The 16,136-nt window shown below is 59.6% G+C and carries 14 protein-coding genes; 2 read left to right on the forward strand and 12 right to left on the reverse strand.

Features of this window, described 5'->3' with window-relative positions; translation table 11 throughout:
• Positions 1 to 6: 6 nt before the first annotated feature.
• From tssC to gnd, 12 genes are all read right to left on the reverse strand, one after another.
• Positions 7 to 1,545 (reverse strand): type VI secretion system contractile sheath large subunit, encoded by a 1,539-nt coding sequence (tssC, locus tag BMY98_RS05165; RefSeq protein ID WP_074885650.1) that lies wholly within the window; start codon positions 1,543 to 1,545, stop codon positions 7 to 9.
• A gap of 31 nt (positions 1,546 to 1,576) precedes the next feature.
• Entirely contained in the window at positions 1,577 to 2,080 is a 504-nt protein-coding gene (gene tssB, locus BMY98_RS05170) for a type VI secretion system contractile sheath small subunit (RefSeq protein WP_074885653.1), read from the reverse strand.
• Positions 2,081 to 2,469: 389 nt separating this feature from the next.
• The gene (locus BMY98_RS05175) at positions 2,470 to 4,095 is read right to left on the reverse strand and encodes an NADP-dependent glyceraldehyde-3-phosphate dehydrogenase (protein WP_074885656.1); all 1,626 of its coding nucleotides are present in this window, start codon (positions 4,093 to 4,095) and stop codon (positions 2,470 to 2,472) included.
• Positions 4,096 to 4,238: 143 nt separating this feature from the next.
• Positions 4,239 to 5,363: a GGDEF domain-containing protein gene (locus BMY98_RS05180; RefSeq protein ID WP_074885659.1), complete on the reverse strand. Its 1,125-nt coding sequence runs from the start codon at positions 5,361 to 5,363 to the stop codon at positions 4,239 to 4,241.
• 163 nt (positions 5,364 to 5,526) lie between these two features.
• Positions 5,527 to 6,246 carry a DUF72 domain-containing protein gene (locus BMY98_RS05185; RefSeq protein WP_074885813.1) on the reverse strand — a complete coding sequence of 240 codons (720 nt, stop codon included), beginning with the start codon at positions 6,244 to 6,246 and terminating at the stop codon, positions 5,527 to 5,529.
• 59 nt (positions 6,247 to 6,305) lie between these two features.
• The gene (locus BMY98_RS05190) at positions 6,306 to 6,737 is read right to left on the reverse strand and encodes an HhH-GDP family DNA glycosylase (protein ID WP_074885663.1); all 432 of its coding nucleotides are present in this window, start codon (positions 6,735 to 6,737) and stop codon (positions 6,306 to 6,308) included.
• Positions 6,738 to 6,824: 87 nt separating this feature from the next.
• Positions 6,825 to 7,517 carry an RES family NAD+ phosphorylase gene (locus tag BMY98_RS05195; RefSeq protein ID WP_074885666.1) on the reverse strand — a complete coding sequence of 231 codons (693 nt, stop codon included), beginning with the start codon at positions 7,515 to 7,517 and terminating at the stop codon, positions 6,825 to 6,827.
• A complete protein-coding gene (locus BMY98_RS05200) occupies positions 7,511 to 7,915 on the reverse strand; it encodes an antitoxin Xre-like helix-turn-helix domain-containing protein (protein ID WP_074885669.1) in 405 nt (134 codons plus the stop codon). The genes BMY98_RS05195 and BMY98_RS05200 overlap by 7 nt, the downstream gene beginning before the upstream one ends.
• A 403-nt stretch (positions 7,916 to 8,318) precedes the next feature.
• Positions 8,319 to 10,124 carry a glycoside hydrolase family 15 protein gene (locus tag BMY98_RS05205; protein ID WP_074885672.1) on the reverse strand — a complete coding sequence of 602 codons (1,806 nt, stop codon included), beginning with the start codon at positions 10,122 to 10,124 and terminating at the stop codon, positions 8,319 to 8,321.
• 97 nt (positions 10,125 to 10,221) lie between these two features.
• The gene (locus BMY98_RS05210; protein ID WP_074885675.1) at positions 10,222 to 11,040 is read right to left on the reverse strand and encodes a Cof-type HAD-IIB family hydrolase; all 819 of its coding nucleotides are present in this window, start codon (positions 11,038 to 11,040) and stop codon (positions 10,222 to 10,224) included.
• Positions 11,037 to 12,560, reverse strand: a complete 1,524-nt coding sequence (zwf, locus tag BMY98_RS05215) for a glucose-6-phosphate dehydrogenase (protein WP_074885678.1) — start codon at positions 12,558 to 12,560, stop codon at positions 11,037 to 11,039. The genes BMY98_RS05210 and zwf overlap by 4 nt, the downstream gene beginning before the upstream one ends.
• Positions 12,560 to 13,537, reverse strand: a complete 978-nt coding sequence (gene gnd / locus BMY98_RS05220) for a phosphogluconate dehydrogenase (NAD(+)-dependent, decarboxylating) (RefSeq protein WP_074885681.1) — start codon at positions 13,535 to 13,537, stop codon at positions 12,560 to 12,562. The genes zwf and gnd overlap by 1 nt, the downstream gene beginning before the upstream one ends.
• A gap of 322 nt (positions 13,538 to 13,859) precedes the next feature.
• Here gnd and BMY98_RS26685 point away from each other — a divergent pair, with 322 nt between their 5' ends.
• Together BMY98_RS26685 and BMY98_RS05225 are read left to right on the forward strand one after the other, a co-directional pair.
• A complete protein-coding gene (locus tag BMY98_RS26685; RefSeq protein ID WP_108121958.1) occupies positions 13,860 to 14,033 on the forward strand; it encodes a DUF6026 family protein in 174 nt (57 codons plus the stop codon).
• Positions 14,034 to 14,369: 336 nt separating this feature from the next.
• Positions 14,370 to 16,115 (forward strand): phosphoethanolamine transferase CptA, encoded by a 1,746-nt coding sequence (locus BMY98_RS05225; protein ID WP_074885683.1) that lies wholly within the window; start codon positions 14,370 to 14,372, stop codon positions 16,113 to 16,115.
• The last annotated feature ends 21 nt before the right edge of the window (positions 16,116 to 16,136 follow it).

The raw sequence follows: 16,136 nt of genomic DNA on the forward strand, positions 1-16,136 counted from the left end.
CCGACGTCAGGTTTTGGCTTTGGGCATCTGGGAAACCAGCGAGAGATTCACGTCCATGCCTTCCACCTGGAAATGCGGCACGGCGTACAACTTCACCCGGAAGAAGCCGGGGTTATCGTCGATGTCCTCCACCGTTACCCGGGCGTCGCGCAGCGGATGCGAGGCCTGCAAGTCATCACCCGGATCGGTCATTTCGGTGACCAGCCCGCTAATCCACTTATTCAATTCCAGCTCCAGCAGACGCCGGTCTTTGGTGGTGCCGATGTTCTCCCGCTGAATCAATTTCAGATAATGGGCAATGCGCGACAGCAGAAAGATATAAGGCAGGCGCGAGTTGATGCGGCTGTTGGCCGTGGCATCGGCGGTGTCATACAACGCAGGCTTTTGTGTTGAGTTGGCGGAGAAGAAACAGGCGTAATCGCGATTTTTGTAATAGGAAAGCGGAATAAATCCCAGGTTGGCGAATTCGAATTCACGGGTTTCAGGAATCATCACTTCCGACGGGATCTTCACCTGACTGCCGGTGCCGAGGTCATATAAATGAATCGGCAGATCCGTTACCGCACCACCGGATTGTGGCCCGCGAATCTGAACGCACCAGCCGTTGTTGACGAAACTCTTCACCATGTTTGCAGCGAAGGCAAAAGACGCATTGGTCCACAAATATTTTCTGTGATCGGTGCCTTTGACACTTTCCACATAGTTGAAGCTGCGCACCGGAATGGTGTCCGGCCCATAGGGCAGCCGTCCCAGCACACGCGGCATGGTCAAACCGATATAACGGGAATCGTCAGTGTCGCGGAATGACTTCCATTTGATGTATTCCGCGCGATCAAAGTAATTGCCGATGTCTTTGATGGCGGCGACTTCTTCCATGGTGTCCTTGCCGAAGAAGGCCGGCCCCACCGAACCAATGAACGGCATGTGCGCTGCCGCCGCGACCTTCGATATATTACGAAGCAATGCGATATCTTGCGGGCTGCGATCAAATTCGTAACTGGAAATAGCTGCGGCAATGGGTTCGCCGCCTGGCGTGTCGTATTCCTGGGTATAAGTGTGCATGTACAGACCGCTCTGGGCGATCTCCGGCGCGTCTTCAAAATCCTGGACCAGATGGTCTTTGCTGATGTCCAGCAACTCGATGCGCACGTTCTGCCGGAAGTCGGTCTGATCGATCAGCGATTTAACGCCGCGCCACGTCGACTCGACCCTCTGGAACTCGGGATGATGCATGACGGCGTCAAGCTGGCGGCTGATCTGCGCGTCGAGGCAGGCGATGTGTTCGTCGAGCAGGGTCTTGTCGAGGCGCTGGACCTTGCGCGACGAGCCTTTGAGCAGGTTGAGAAACACGCTGACCGCGGCGGTCACGCGCTCATCGGCGGAGATCTCCGACAGGGCTTCGTTGTTCTGAAACGCTTCGATATCGCCCAGTGCGGAAACCGGGTTGAGGTTTATTTTTGAAAACAGCGCGCTATAGACGCCGGTGCTTTCTTCAGACAAAACGGTGCTACCGCCTGAGACTGCGGAAGAGTGTTTCGAGGACATGTTTGATACCTGCTATCAGAGACCCGGGTAATTAACGCTCAGTGGGTGCAGCGAGCACTGCCAGTTCGGCGCGCAACTCATCACTGAGCGTTTCGTCTTTGACGATGCGTTCAAGTTCGTGACGAAACGTTGCGTTGTCGAGCAGGTTTGATTTGAGGTCACGCAACAGATTGCGGGTCGCCAGCAGCGCGCGCAATGACGGTATTTGTCTGGCCACCTGTTCCGGTTCAAAGTCCTTCATTCTTTCGAAATTCAAGTCGACTGAAGCATCGGAACCGTCGTCGGCAAAGGTGTTTTCAACGGTGAGTTTCAATGCAGGCGAAAACTCCGCCAGCACGCTGTCGACATTGTTTTTATTGATATTGATCTTGGTGCGCTCGGACAAGGGCCGGTCTTCCCGACCGTTGCTGTAATCCCCAAGCACCATCAATTTAAGCGGCAATTCGACTTTTTTCTGCGCACCGCCGGTGTGCAAATCGAGTTTTATATTGACCCGGGCCTTGGGCACTTCATTTTGAAAGCTGTTTGAAGCCATAACTCCTCCGTCGAAAATGCCACACGTCACAAAGGGGAATATCTGGATCGCGGAGCCTTTTTATCAGCCGGGCGCTCGTACCCCAAGCGGTCAAGTTTTAACAAGTGTGAGCAAAGAATGGGCTGATGAAGTTTTCATCGAATTCGGGAAGCGGCAAGGCTAATTCCCTACGAATAAAAACTCTACCCACCAAAGAGAGGAAGAGAGCTGTCCTACGGAAGTCTAGAATCCTTCCTACAAAAAAAGCCCAGACAGTGGATCGGCTACAGCATTAAAAATGCCTGCCCAATACAGTGGCGGCGGGTTTTAAAGTACAGATATAAAAAAACCGCAAGCGGTTGAACAGCATCAGCTGTGCAACGCGCCTGCGGCTAATTCGAGCAAATGAATCAGAAGATGTAGTCGGTGGTCAGGAACGTCGATTCACGGTTATGAATGATGTCGCTGATCAGCGCCTTGTTGCTCTCCTGAAATTTGGTCGCCACCAAGGTGCGGATCGAGAACACCCGCAGTGCATCGTGTACCGACAGCGTACCCTCGGCCGAATTCTTGCGACCGTTGAACGGGAAGCTGTCAGGGCCGCGCTGGCACTGGGCGTTGATGTTGATACGCCCCACCTGATTGGCGAACGCATCGACCAGACGCCCGACCTGCTTGGAGTCGTTGCCGAAGATGCTCAACTGCTGGCCGAAATCGGAATCCAGCACGTACTCGATCACCGTTTCCAGATCGCGGTACGCCACCACTGGCACCACGGGGCCGAACTGTTCTTCGTGGTAGACGCGCATGTCCGGCGTCACCGGGTACAGCACAGCCGGGTAGAAGAACTGCCCGTGGGTCGTGCCGCCGCCCTCATTGACCACTTTGGCACCCTTGCTCACGGCGTCGTCCACCAGCCCTTGCAGGTAGTCGGTCTTGCCCGGCTCCGGCAATGGTGTCAGTGAGACGCCCTGCTCCCACGGCATGCCCGGCTTGAGCTGGGCGAGTTTTTCTTCGAACTTTTCGAGGAAACTGCCGACCACGTTTTCGTGCACGAACAGGATCTTCAAGGCGGTGCAACGCTGACCGTTGAACGACAGCGAGCCGGTAATGGCTTCCGTCACCGCGTTGTCCAGGTTCACATCCGGCAGCACGATCCCCGGGTTCTTCGCGTCCAGACCCAGCGCGGCGCGCAGACGGTGCGGCTTGGGGTGAAGCTTTTTCAGGGCGCTGGCCGCCTTGTTGGTACCTATGAAGGCAAACACGTCGATCTTGCCGCTGGCCATCAGCGCGCTGACCGTCTCGCGCCCGCTGCCGTAGATCACGTTGATGACCCCGGCCGGGAAGCTGTCGCGGAACGCTTCGAGCAACGGACGAATCAGCAGCACGCCGAACTTGGCCGGCTTGAACACCACGGTATTGCCCATGATCAGGGCCGGAATCAGCGTGGTGAAGGTCTCGTTCAACGGATAGTTGTAAGGGCCCATGCACAGGGTCACGCCCAGGGGCACGCGGCGAATCTGGCCGAGGGTGTCCTGTTCCAGCTCGAAGCGACTGGAGCGACGGTCCAGTTCCTTGAGGGCGTTGATGGTGTCGACGATGTAATCGCAGGTGCGGTCGAACTCTTTCTGCGAGTCCTTGAGGTTCTTGCCGATTTCCCACATCAGCAGCGTGACCACGGCGTCGCGCTGCTCGCGCATCAGCTTGAGAAATGTCTCGACGTGATGAATACGGTCGGCGACGCGCATGGTCGGCCAGGCGCCCTGGCCACGGTCGTAGGCTTTGACGGCGGCGTCCAGCGCGGTCATTGCGGTTTCCGCGTCCATCAGCGGCGTGCTGCCCAGCACCACGGATTCAAGGCCCGCGTCGGTCTTCAGCGAGACCGGGCTTAGCACGGGCGCCAACGGCCCTTTCCATTGGTGCAGTTCGCCGTTGACCAGGTAATCGCGCTGCTCGATGGCCGGGCCTGCGCGAAACGGCTCAGGGATCTCGTCGGCGCGCGGGTACAGGTTGTCCAGGCGGTTTTGCAGGGTCATCTCATTTACCTCTTCCAGTCGGTATCGTGCCAAACAGGCTGGACACACTACGCCACAGCCGCCGCCGAATGAGAAGCGTCGAGATAAATGTCACGTCCGGGTGACACGAAAACCGTCTGCCGACCCCGTGCCAGAGGCTCCGTCTAGCCCACCGCAGTCTGGTTGCGACCGGATGCCTTGGCCCGGAACAGCGCCTTGTCTGCGAGAGCCAGTAGCCCATGCAAGTCCTGATCGAGGTGGTTCAGCTCTGCAATGCCCAGGCTCGCGGTCACACCTTCGTCGTGCAGGCAGGTGATGTCGGCGATGGCCGAGCGCAGTCTCTCGGCAATGACTCGCGCCACGTCTATCGGAGTGTTAGCCAGCAGCAGCGCGAATTCCTCTCCGCCCAGGCGGCCGCTGACGTCTGCGTCGCGCACGGATTGACGGATGACCCTGCCGATCTGCCGCAAGACGTCGTCACCCGCCTGATGGCCGTGGCCGTCGTTTATGCGTTTGAAATGGTCGATGTCCAGCATCAGGGCGCAGAGCGGCAGATGGGCCTGCTTACAGGTCTCGTACACGCCTTCGGCGCGATGGAAGAAAGCACGGCGGTTTTGCAGTCCAGTCAGCTCGTCGGTCTGCGCGGCATGGGCAGCGATGCGATGGGCATGTTCCATTTCGCGGCTCAGGCGAAAGGCCCGCTCCATGGCCCGGCCCAGTTTGCGCGTTGCGCTCGCCACAAAACCGGCAAAGATCAGCGACGCAACTGCCATCCCCTGTTGCGCGGTCTGGGGCTGAAACAGCAGCCAGATCGAGCACGGCAGCAGCACTAACGCAATCGACGCCAGGGTCATCGAGCGGTACGCCGAATAGCAGGAGACCGCACTCACCGACATGCCCACGGTGAACAACAGCACCAACGTCTGGATCAGCATATCCCCGGCCTGCATCAGCGCCAGCGCGCCGCTGCCCCAGATGCCGGCGGACAATACCAGCGTGACCCAGTAAGTGGTTTCCCAGCGTTCGGGGGTCCGTACGGATTCCGGCACCCGGAAGTAGGTGACCAACATGATCAGGCGCAAGCTGGTCGAGGCGCCCAGCAGCCCAAGCCACCAGAGAATCATTGATTGTTCCAGGCGCTCCCAGCAGATCCACGAGAGCATCACAGCCGCCAGCGCGCTGCCGAACACAGAGAAAAAACTCTGACGGAAGAGCAACTGCAAACGATCATTGCGCACCTGGGCCCGTATCAGGTCCTCGCGCGCCGGTTGAGAATCATGGAGGTACATCGAATTCGCCCGAGCCTGGCACTGGAAAAGGGCAGATTGTGGCATCGTGCTATGACGCTTAACAACTCGCGCGCCAATTAACTCACACCTAACGAAAATCAGCGTTGCAGATCGCTGCCAGGTATCGCCTGAACCCGTCTGGCTCGGGCGTTCCGGGAGAAGGTCATTGTGGCTCACCCAGTAGCTCGATCAGCCTCAGCGCATTCCCGGTAGCGGCGCCGCTGGCAGTGTTGTCAAAAATACACCACGTCGGCTCGCCGCTTCGCGCTCCACTCTTCAGCTCGGCGGCCAGACGGATCAGATAATCCTCTTCGTAGGCGCTGTGATAAATGCGCGGCGCGCCGTGCAGCCGCCAGTAACGCAATCCCGCCCACCCTGACGGTTGGCCGTCGTTGCTCAGCCTGGACGGATCGACACGTGCCTGGGCGATGCGGTAGTGCGTCAGCATTGGCTCGCCGTGCACCCAGCTTTCATGGCGCGGCTCAATTACCACCTGCCCCGCAAAGCGCTCGCGCAACCGGGTGAAAAACACCTCCGCTACCTGTGGCTCGAACGCCAGCGACGGTGGCAGTTGCAGCAACAGGCAGCCCAGCCGATCGCCCAGTTCCAGGCACTGACCGAGGAATTCGTCCAGCGCCTGGTCGCTGTCTTGCAAGCGTTTTTCGTGGGAAATAAGCTTGGGGAGTTTCACCGAAAAGCGGAAATTCGCCGGTACCGAGTCGGCCCAGCGCGCGTAGGTTTGCGGACGATGGGGCCGGTAGAACGAGCTGTTGATCTCCGCCGAGCTGAATTGCCGTGCGTAGCGCTGCAAGTGGGTGCCGTCCCCCGGAAACGACGGCGCATACTCGCGGCCCAGACTCGAGCCGGCACAGCCCACGAAGATTTTGCCAGCGCCTTCAAACACACCCTCTTCCAAAACAGCCGCAGTCGATACTGCATCGTTCAAAACAGTACCTCTCCGGCTTCGGCCATGAAGATCTCTGCGGTCTTGGGCCCGATGCCGTTGAAATCCCGCAAGCGCTTTTCGAACTCGCGACGGTCGGCGCTGGCGGCGGACATCGCGCTGACCGTGCCGCCGTATTCATCCATCAGCTTGTTCGCCAGGGCCAGCAGGCGCACCGCGGTAGATTCGTCATACCGCGCGTAACCGCCCTCGCCCAGCATCCTCACCAGCTCCTGGCTGGAGCAGGCGGCCAGCTTGCCCGGCGTGTCGCGGCCGTGCCGGTCGACGATGACCTGATAGGTCTGAACTGCTGCCTGCGCCCGAATCCGCTTGCCCATCAGGAAACTGGCCAGCAACCATTTGAACAACGCGCCTTCACCGCCCTGCACAAGGTCAATGCCCAGTTCCTGCGCTGTGATGTTCTTGCCCATGAACGCTCCTTGATCCCCAATGATCGAGTGACTTCCAGGGCGGCGGATGAGTTCGATGTTTTGCTCGGCATCGGGATCGACAACCGTCTAGGCGTTCGAAATCCGGTTGATCCCGATGACCTCGCCGCTCCAGATCATCTCGTAATGGGCGCTTTGCACGATGGACGCGACGTGGCGCGGGGTCAGCAGTGCCCAGCACACATTGCCCGGCGAGCGCACCGAGTGATAACGCAACCCGGCCATCCCGGCCTGCTTCGCGGCCTTGCCCAGGACATGAGATTGCGCGTAGTCGTCAGGCGCATACACGGGGTCGGAGAGCGGAATGGCGGTGGCGTCAACGCTGCCCTCTTCGCTGAAGCTGCAACTCAGGCAGCGGAACACGAAGCGCTCGTACTTCAGCGCCGCCACCCGCGACCAGTACAACTGCTGATGGTGGCGCACTTCGGCGATGGCCGTGTCGACCGTGTCGGCCAGGTACAGCACGCCGAACTCGCCGCTGCTGAAGCGAGAACCCGCAGGATTGACATGGGTGAACGGCGCGACGGCGTAGGAACAACCGGGGATCCCGAACGGGATTTCGGCCAGGGGAATCAGCTCGATGCGGCCGACTTCGTTCTGCAGGCGCGGATTGGTCAGCGCCTGAATGCGGTACAGCGTCTCGAACTCGGCGGCATCAGCGACGTCGCTGAACAGTTCGATCGGGGGGAACTTGGAATTGACCAGTCGATAACCCTGCTGCGTCTCGCCGGCGAGCGCGGGAAGCGCGTCCGGCGTCACCATTGGGCGCCCCGGAGCGTGTCGATGCGGCGGAAGGTTTCGTACAGCGAGATCATGTCGCCCTGGGCCATGACATCCAGTGGTTTTCTGCCGTTGAAGAAATCGTTGTGGTTTTCCATCGACGGGAAACCGTAGGCATTGTCGGGGTTATCGAACAGGGTCCGCAGGGCGGCGTGGATGTTCAGCACGAAGCTGACCCGTTGCATCTGGTCCTGATCCAGCGCTACCGACCACTGTGCATCGTCCTGGCGGGCGCGAGTGTAGGTGCTCCGGGAAATACGCAAAATCTGACAGGCCTGATCACTGGTGGCCTTCCACTTGTCCAGCACCCGCAACGCCGCCCGTAAACCCACCACGCACTCGGACTTCGATAGTTGCCGCACTGGAGTGGCGATGCTCATGGAATTACCTCTTGATCACGGCAGAAATTTTCTGTAGACGCAACCTTAATTCATTTGCATCCATAGACGCAATGTCAAGTTTCAGCAGCATTGATTTGCAGCACGGTATCCGACGCTCTCCCGGCTAAAGCCGGTCCTTCTTTTAAGGGCCGATTCGAAGCTCACTGAATGCACTCAATTCTGAAGGCGCATTCCAGAGCCCCCAAAAGTGAAAAATATTTCTGATCGTGCCCACGCTCGGCGTGGGTATGCATCCCGGGGCGCTCCGCGTCCATCCCAGCCTTATAGCGATGCAATCAGGCACACGCATTCCTGGCAGGACCGGCCTTAGCCGGAAAGAGGCCAGCGTGCGCACTCTCAATCTCGCCCCATCACGTAGAACTATCCCCCTGTCACCGCCCCACTAGGTGGGTGTAGCCGCGCGGCTTTTCACGGGGCAGATGACGCGGTGCAGATTCAGCGCTGTGTTGATGATGCCAATGTGGCTGAAAGCTTGGGGGAAATTGCCGAGCATGCGGTTTTGCTGGGGGTCGTATTGCTCGGCGAGGAGGCCGACGTCGTTGCACAAACCGCACAAGCGTTCGAAAAGAACTTGGGCTTCGTCGTCGCGGCCTTGCAGCACGTAGACGTCGGCGAGCCAGAACGAACACACCAGAAACGTCCCTTCGCTGCCCGACACGCCGTCGGTGCTGCGTTCGCTGTCGTAGCGCAGCAGCAGGCCGTCTTTCATCAGCGACTGTTCAATCCGCGTGACGGTGCCGGTGACGCGCGGGTCGTCGACGGGGAGGAAGCCGGTGAGCGCAATCTGCAGCAGGCTGGCGTCCAGCTCGGTGCCGCCATAGGTCTGCACGAAGCTTCCCAGTGCTGCGTTGTAGCCGTTGGCGCAGACGTCGGCGTGAATCTGGTTGGCAACCTCCCGATAGTGCCGTCCCCTCTCGCGGTCTTCCGGGTCATCGCTCTTGGCCAATACCCCCGCGTTTCGGTCAAACGACACCCACGCCATGACTTTGGAATGGGTGAAGTGCCGTGGCGCCGAGCGAATTTCCCAGATGCCGGCGTCCGGCTGATGCCAGACCTTTTCAAGAAACGGCATGATCACTTTCTGGATTTCAGTGCCGCGCGGCAGCGCCGGCAAGCCGTTCTTGAGCGCCTGGGTCATGGCGTCGGCGACTTCGCCGTACACGTCCAGTTGCACTTGGCTGGCCGCGCCATTGCCCACCCGCACCGGACGCGATTGCTCGTAACCGGCCAGCCACGGCAATTCATACTCCAGCAAACGCCGCTCGCCCGCCAGGCCGTACATGATCTGGACCTGGTCAGGGTTGCCGGCAATGGAGCGCAGCAGCCAGTTGCGCCATGCGGTGGCTTCTTCGAAGTAGCCCAGGTTCATGAACGCCAGCAGGGTCATGGTCGCATCGCGCAGCCAGCAGAAGCGGTAATCCCAGTTGCGCTCGCCGCCCAACTGCTCTGGCAGCGAGGTGGTCACCGCCGCGACAATGCCGCCGGTGGGCGCATAGGTCATGGCCTTGAGGGTGATCAGCGAACGCTTGACCTGATCCGTCCACTGCCCGACATCCGGACAGCGCCCGGAGAAATCTCGCCAGAACGTTTCGGTCTGCTGCAGGGCCAGCTCCACATCGAAGCCCCCACGCACCGGCTCGTGAGAGGCCTGCCAGGACAGCGCGAAGCCCAAACGCTGGCCTGCTTCAACGCTGAACAGGCTTTCGGTGTGATGGTCCATCGGGTGCAGCTCAGCAGGTGTGCGCAGCACCAGCATGTCCGGGCCGGCAACCGCGGTCATGGTGTGGGGATCGCGCTTCTCGACCCACGGCACAGTGCTGCCGTAGTCAAAGCGGATCGCCAGGTCCATCGAAAAATCCACGCGTCCTTCCACGCCGACGACGATACGCACCACGCTGTTGTCGATCTCCATGGGCATGAAATCGATAAGCAGCGCCTGGCCGGTGTCGGTGGTGAAGAGGGTTTCGAGAATCAGCGTGCCATCACGATAGCGGCGCCGCGACTGAGCGGTGCCGTCCACCGGTGCCAGCTTCCAGCGCCCGTTGTTGCTGTCGCCGAGTAGCGCGGCGAAACAGGCTGGCGCATCAAAACGCGGGAAACACAGCCAGTCCAGCGACCCGTCGCGGGCCACCAGCGCTGCAGTCCGGCAGTTGCCGAGCAGCGCGTAATCTTCGATCAATACAGCCATCGGGCGTTTATCCCTCTTGGTGAGCACTTTATTCTTGTTGTACGCCGGGCCCTTGAGTAGCTGCACCCATGAGTAGCAGCGCAATCGCCGCCTCGAATCAACGAGGCAGGATGTAGCGCTCGATGGCCCTGGCCAGCCCGTCATCGGCATTGCTGTCGGTGACGTAGTTGGCCTGTGTCTTGACGCCCACTTCGGCCTGCCCCATCGCAATCGACAGCCCGGCACGAAGGAACATCGCCACATCGTTGCCGGCATCGCCGATCGCTGCGGTATGGGCCAACGGCACGCCCAACGCATCGGCCAGCGTTTCAAGGGCAGTGCCCTTGTTGGCGTCCAGCGCGGTGACGTCGAGGTAATAGGACTGGGAGCGCGCTGCCAGCGCCGACCCGGCGATCAGCGGGTTGAGCGCCAACTCGAGGCGCTTGAGCAGCTCGAAATCCTTGCTCGCCGCGACAATCTTGTCGATGCGGTCCAGGTAATCGTCGAAGCTGGCGACATGCACGAAGTCGTAGCCCAGGGTGTTGCGCTCGTGGTCGACGTAATCGCCTTCGGGATTGAGCAGCAGCCACTGGTCATCGGCGAACACCCAGACCGCCACCGCCTCGCTCGCGAACAGCTCAAGGCTGGTGCGCGCCGCGGCGGCATCAATCCGGTGGGCCTGCAGCAGACTGCCATCGGGATTAATGATGTTGGCGCCGTTGAACGCCACGGTCGGCAGCGTGATGCCCAAGGCATCGATCTGCTGACGCATGGCGCGCGGCGGACGGCTGCTGGCGACCGAGAAATGAATCCCGGCCTCCTGCAATTTACGCACGGCATCGATGTTGGCCTGACTCAAGCTGTGATCGGGGTGCAGCAGCGTGCCATCGATGTCGGACAACATGAACTGGATGAGGGGTTGCGTGGCATCACTCATCCCAGACGCTGCCATGTTCGGCCATCACGGGCCAGCAACTCATCGGCCGCCGACGGCCCGTCTTCGCCCGCGTGGTACAGCTCGACTTGCGGATCCTTGGCCCAGGCATCAATGAACGGCTGCACAGCACGCCAGCCGTTTTCAATATTGTCGGCACGCTGGAACAGCGTCTGGTCCCCGGTCAGGCAGTCGTAGATCAGGGTTTCGTACCCGGTCGACGGCTGCATCTCGAAGAAGTCCTTGTAAGCAAAACCCAGTTCGATGGTCTGCATGTCAAGGGTCGGGCCGGGCTTCTTCGCCTGCAGATCAAACCACATGCCTTCGTCAGGCTGGATCTGGATCTTCAGAAAGTTTGGCGCGGGACGGCCGACATCGGTGTCACGAAAGTGCGCGTAAGGCGCGGGTTTGAAGCATATGGATATCTCGGTGTCGCGCACGCTCATGCGCTTGCCGGTGCGCAGGTAGAACGGCACGCCCATCCAGCGCCAGTTGTCGATCATCACCTTGAGCGCAACGTAGGTTTCGGTGTTGCTCTCGGGATCGACGCGGTCTTCCTCGCGATAACCGGTGACAGCCTTGCCATTGATGCTGCTCTCGGAATATTGACCGCGCACCGAGTTGGCAAGCGCTTCCATCTCAGACCAGGGCCGAATCGCGCCGACCACCTTGGCCTTCTCGCCACGCACGGCATCGGCGCCGAATGCAGCGGGCGGCTCCATCGCCACCATGGCCAGCAGCTGGAACAGGTGATTGGGCACCATGTCCCGCAGCGCGCCGGTGGTTTCGTAAAAACTGCCACGGGTTTCAACGCCCACGGTTTCGGCCGCGGTGATCTGCACGTGATCAATGTAATGGTTGTTCCAGAACGACTCGAACAGACCGTTGGAGAAACGGCTGACCAGAATGTTCTGCACCGTCTCTTTGCCCAGGTAATGGTCGATCCGGTAGATCTGCTTCTCGCTCATGACCTTCAGCAAGCAGTTGTTCAGTGCCACAGCGCTGGGCAGATCGTGGCCGAACGGCTTCTCGATCACCACGCGACGGAAGCTGTCATCGTCTTCGACCATCAACCCGGAAGAGCCCAGACGCTGCGTCACCTCGCTGAAGAAACGCGGCGCGGTCGCCAGGTAGAACACGGCATTGCGGGTGCCCGTGCTCTTGATCTTCGCGTCGATGTCCGCGTACGTGGAGTCGTCGAGAAAATCACCGGTGATGTAGGTGATGCGCTTCGACAGGCTGCCCCACAACGCCGGGTCCAGAGGCTCTTCGCCGCCCTGGGCGACCTTGCTGGCCGCCTCCTGACGAATGAAATCCTCGAGCTTTTTGGCGAAATCGGCATCGCTGACGGTGTTGTGGTCGACGCCGACGATGTGCAGGTCTTCACTCACCAACCCGTCGCGAAACAGGTTGTAGAGGGCCGGCATCAACAGCCGTTTGACCAGGTCACCATGGGCACCGAAGAGAAACAGCGTGGTCGCCGGAGCGACCGGTGCATTCTGCTTGCTGCGGGATAAACCCATTATTTTGGTTCCTTATGACCACCGAATCCGAAACGCATGGCGGACAGCATCTTGTCGCCGTACGTGCTTTGTTGACGGGAGCGGAAGCGCGCGAACAGCGAAGTGGACAGCACCGGAACCGGTACCGCCTGCTCCATGGCAGCTTCGATGGTCCAGCGGCCTTCACCGCTGTCGGCCACGGAGCCGGAATAGGCGTTGAGCTGTGGGTCGGTGGCCAGCGCGTCGGCGGTCAGGTCCAGCAGCCAGGAAGACACGACACTGCCGCGACGCCAGACTTCGGCGATGTCGCCCAGGTTCAGGTCGAAGCGCTGTTCAACAGGGAGGTTGTCCGAATTCTTGGTCTTGAGGATGTCGAAGCCTTCGGCGAAGGCCTGCATCATGCCGTACTCGATGCCGTTGTGGATCATCTTGACGAAGTGGCCTGCGCCCGGCGGGCCGGCGTGGATGTAGCCGTGCTCGGCGCGCGGATCGGCGTCCTTTGAACGGTCCTTGGTGCGCGGGATGTCACCGATGCCCGGGGCCAGGGTCTTGAAGATCGGGTCAAGTCGCGTGACGACGTCGGTTTCGCCACCGATCATCATGCAATAGCCGCGTTCCAGCCCCCAGACGCCGCCCGAGGTGCCGACATCGACGTAGTGCAGGTTTTTGTCTTTCAACGCCAGGGAGCGGCGTACGTCGTCCTTATAGAAGGTGTTGCCGCCGTCAATGATCACATCGTCGGCATCGAGCAAAGTGGCCAGCTCGTTGATGGTGTCTTCGGTTGGAGCGCCAGCAGGCAACATCACCCAGACGGCTCGCGGTTTTTCCAGGGCAGCGACCAGCGAGGCGAGGTCTTTTGCCGGGGTCGAGCCTTCTGCGGCGAGCACGGTGCGAGACTTCTCATCGCGATCATAGACCACAGTCGTGTGGCCATTGAGCATCAGTCGACGTGCGATGTTGCCGCCCATGCGGCCTAGTCCAACAATCCCGAGTTGCATGTAGAGGTGCTCCTTAATCAAATTCAGAGGTGCCTCAGTTTATAGCCCAGTGCCGCATAGTGGGTTAATCCGGGGAGGCAAACTATGGTTTCCCGGTGAAAAAAGTTTCATGTGCATCTGCACAGATGTCTGCAAGACTGCCTTATGACGCTGGTTTTCGCGATCAAGAAACGTTCGCGACAATCAAAAATAAAAAAGTTCCTTTTTTACGCAAAAGAAATCAGAATTCCGGCCGATAGAGGTAGTGAGCAGGACATGCCGATTCAGCAGACGTCCTTGCTTGAACCTTATGAAGTTGAACCCGCCATTTGCGAGGTGTGCAATGGGCACAGTACTGACAGCCAACGCTCCACAAACCCTTTACGTCACAATCCGTCGTGACGAGCTGCGCCAGCTCAGGGAAGAACGCGCCGTATTGCAGAACAAAGTCGCCCAGCTGACTTCGATGCTGCAACACGCCCAGCTCATCGGCAGCGGCACTGCCCTTCACGCCTGACACACACGTCCCTGCGCCACTAAGACCAAGGCAAGCCCGATCTGCAGGCTTGCCGGCGCATGCCCTGATCTTGAGCACTCACCCCGCATCGCCCCATGCATGGCACGGATTTCGACCCTGCGTCGGACCCGGTGCCGGCTGTTACGTTCCCCGCCCTGCTCTAGCGTGCGCGTCTGTAGCTGCTTGCTGCGGTTTCGCAACGCCCTCGTGACAAAATTTTCACTCAACTGAAAACATAATCCCGACCCTCAACACATTGATTGCTGGCCATTTGCCGGCACTTGAATTAATTCGGGCGGTGTCCTGTCGCCCGGAAGGTCTATAGCGGAGCGCTTGATGGCAACGATGAAACGGAGCACTGCGACTCCGAAAGGGTTCGACTGGGCGGGCGTTATCTGGCTGTTCGTGTTTTTCTGGTACTTCTCCGGCATCACTCAACTGCTGATCCAGCTGACCGGCATCACCGGTTTTGCCGGCTTCCGTCAGGCGTTCGTCATCAGTGGCATCTGGCTTGCGCCGATGCTGATGTTCCCGCGAAAGACCCGCGTCATGGCGGCCGTGATTGGCGTGATTCTGTGGGCCTGCTCCATGGCGAGCCTGGGTTACTTCTTCATTTACCAGCAGGAGTTTTCCCAGAGCGTCATCTTCATCATGTTCGAATCGAACATTTCTGAAGCCGGCGAATACATGACCCAGTACTTCGCGTGGTGGATCGTGCTGGCGTTCATCGCCCACACCGCGTTCGCGATATTCCTGTGGACTCGCCTGCGCCCGGTATACATGCCACGCCCCCGCGCCTACGCCGTTGCAGCGGCGCTGTTGATCGGCATCATCGGCTACCCGCTGGCCAAGCAGTTTGCGCGGTTCGACGAAGCATCGACCGCGCTGGAAGCCTTTGAATCACGCATCGAGCCGGCGGTGCCATGGCAGATGATCGTTGCCTATCACCGTTACACCCAGCAACTGGATGGCATGCAGGACATGCTGACCAGCAGCAACAACATCGCGCCGCTGAAAAACCTCAAGGACCAGCAAGCCAATCTGCCCACCACCCTGGTGCTGGTGATCGGCGAGTCGACCAACCGCGGGCGCATGCACCTTTATGGCTACCCGCGCCAGACCACACCGAACCTGGACGCCATGAAGGACCAGTTGCAGGTGTTCAACAACGTCATCACACCACGGCCTTACACCATCGAGGCCCTGCAGCAGGTACTGACCTTCGCCGACGAGGAAAACCCGGACCTTTACCTGAAGACGCCATCCATCGTCAGCGTGATGAAACAGGCGGGTTACAAGACCTTCTGGATCACCAACCAGCAGACGATGACCAAGCGCAACACCATGCTCACTACCTTCTCCGAGCAGGCTGACGAGCAGGTCTATCTGAACAACAACCGCAACCAGAACGCCCGACAGTACGACGGAGACGTGCTGGCGCCGTTCACCAAGGCACTGACCGATGCCGCGCCGCGCAAACTGATCGTGGTTCACTTGCTCGGCACGCACATGGCTTACCAGTACCGTTTCCCGGAAGAATTCGCGAAATTCAGCGGACGTGACGGCGTGCCACCTGACATCGATGACAGCAAGCTGGAGTTCTACAACAACTACGACAACGCGGTGCTGTACAACGATTTCGTGGTGTCCAGCCTGATCAAGGAATACGGCAAGGCCGACCCGAACGGCTTCCTGCTGTACCTCTCCGACCACGGCGAAGATGTCTACGACTCGCCAGGCCGCAACACCCTGGGCCGTAACGAGAACAAGCCGACCATCCCGATGTACACCGTGCCGTTCATTGCCTACGCCTCGCCGAAGTGGAAGCAGACCCATGACTGGAATTTCGAAAGCATTCATGATCGGCCTTACACCAGTTCGAACCTGATCCACACCTGGGCACAACTGGCGGGACTGAGCTTTGACGAACTCGACACCACCAAGAGTCTGGTCAGCCTGGACTTCAAGGCGCGCCCTCGATTGATCGGCGATCCCTATGCGCCGAAAGGCCTGAGTGACTTTGCCCACATGGAGAAGGCCGCCAGCCAGCCCGGCACCACGCCCGACGTCGTACAGAAGTAATAAGTAGCTGTGAAGTAATCT

It is taken from the genome of Pseudomonas graminis, from assembly GCF_900111735.1.
Classification (GTDB): domain Bacteria; phylum Pseudomonadota; class Gammaproteobacteria; order Pseudomonadales; family Pseudomonadaceae; genus Aquipseudomonas; species Aquipseudomonas graminis.

Bases quoted from the DNA above. Each gene is read 5' to 3' on its own strand.
- tssC (WP_074885650.1), bottom strand. From the start codon at position 1,545: ATGTCCTCGAAACACTCTTCCGCAGTCTCAGGCGGTAGCACCGTTTTG.
- tssB (WP_074885653.1), bottom strand. From the start codon at position 2,080: ATGGCTTCAAACAGCTTTCAAAATGAAGTGCCCAAGGCCCGGGTCAAT.
- BMY98_RS05175 (WP_074885656.1), bottom strand. From the start codon at position 4,095: ATGACCCTGCAAAACCGCCTGGACAACCTGTACCCGCGCGCCGACGAG.
- BMY98_RS05180 (WP_074885659.1), bottom strand. From the start codon at position 5,363: ATGTACCTCCATGATTCTCAACCGGCGCGCGAGGACCTGATACGGGCC.
- BMY98_RS05190 (WP_074885663.1), bottom strand. From the start codon at position 6,737: ATGGGCAAGAACATCACAGCGCAGGAACTGGGCATTGACCTTGTGCAG.
- BMY98_RS05195 (WP_074885666.1), bottom strand. From the start codon at position 7,517: ATGGTGACGCCGGACGCGCTTCCCGCGCTCGCCGGCGAGACGCAGCAG.
- BMY98_RS05200 (WP_074885669.1), bottom strand. From the start codon at position 7,915: ATGAGCATCGCCACTCCAGTGCGGCAACTATCGAAGTCCGAGTGCGTG.
- BMY98_RS05205 (WP_074885672.1), bottom strand. From the start codon at position 10,124: ATGGCTGTATTGATCGAAGATTACGCGCTGCTCGGCAACTGCCGGACT.
- BMY98_RS05210 (WP_074885675.1), bottom strand. From the start codon at position 11,040: ATGAGTGATGCCACGCAACCCCTCATCCAGTTCATGTTGTCCGACATC.
- zwf (WP_074885678.1), bottom strand. From the start codon at position 12,560: ATGGGTTTATCCCGCAGCAAGCAGAATGCACCGGTCGCTCCGGCGACC.
- gnd (WP_074885681.1), bottom strand. From the start codon at position 13,537: ATGCAACTCGGGATTGTTGGACTAGGCCGCATGGGCGGCAACATCGCA.
- BMY98_RS26685 (WP_108121958.1), top strand. From the start codon at position 13,860: ATGGGCACAGTACTGACAGCCAACGCTCCACAAACCCTTTACGTCACA.
- BMY98_RS05225 (WP_074885683.1), top strand. From the start codon at position 14,370: ATGGCAACGATGAAACGGAGCACTGCGACTCCGAAAGGGTTCGACTGG.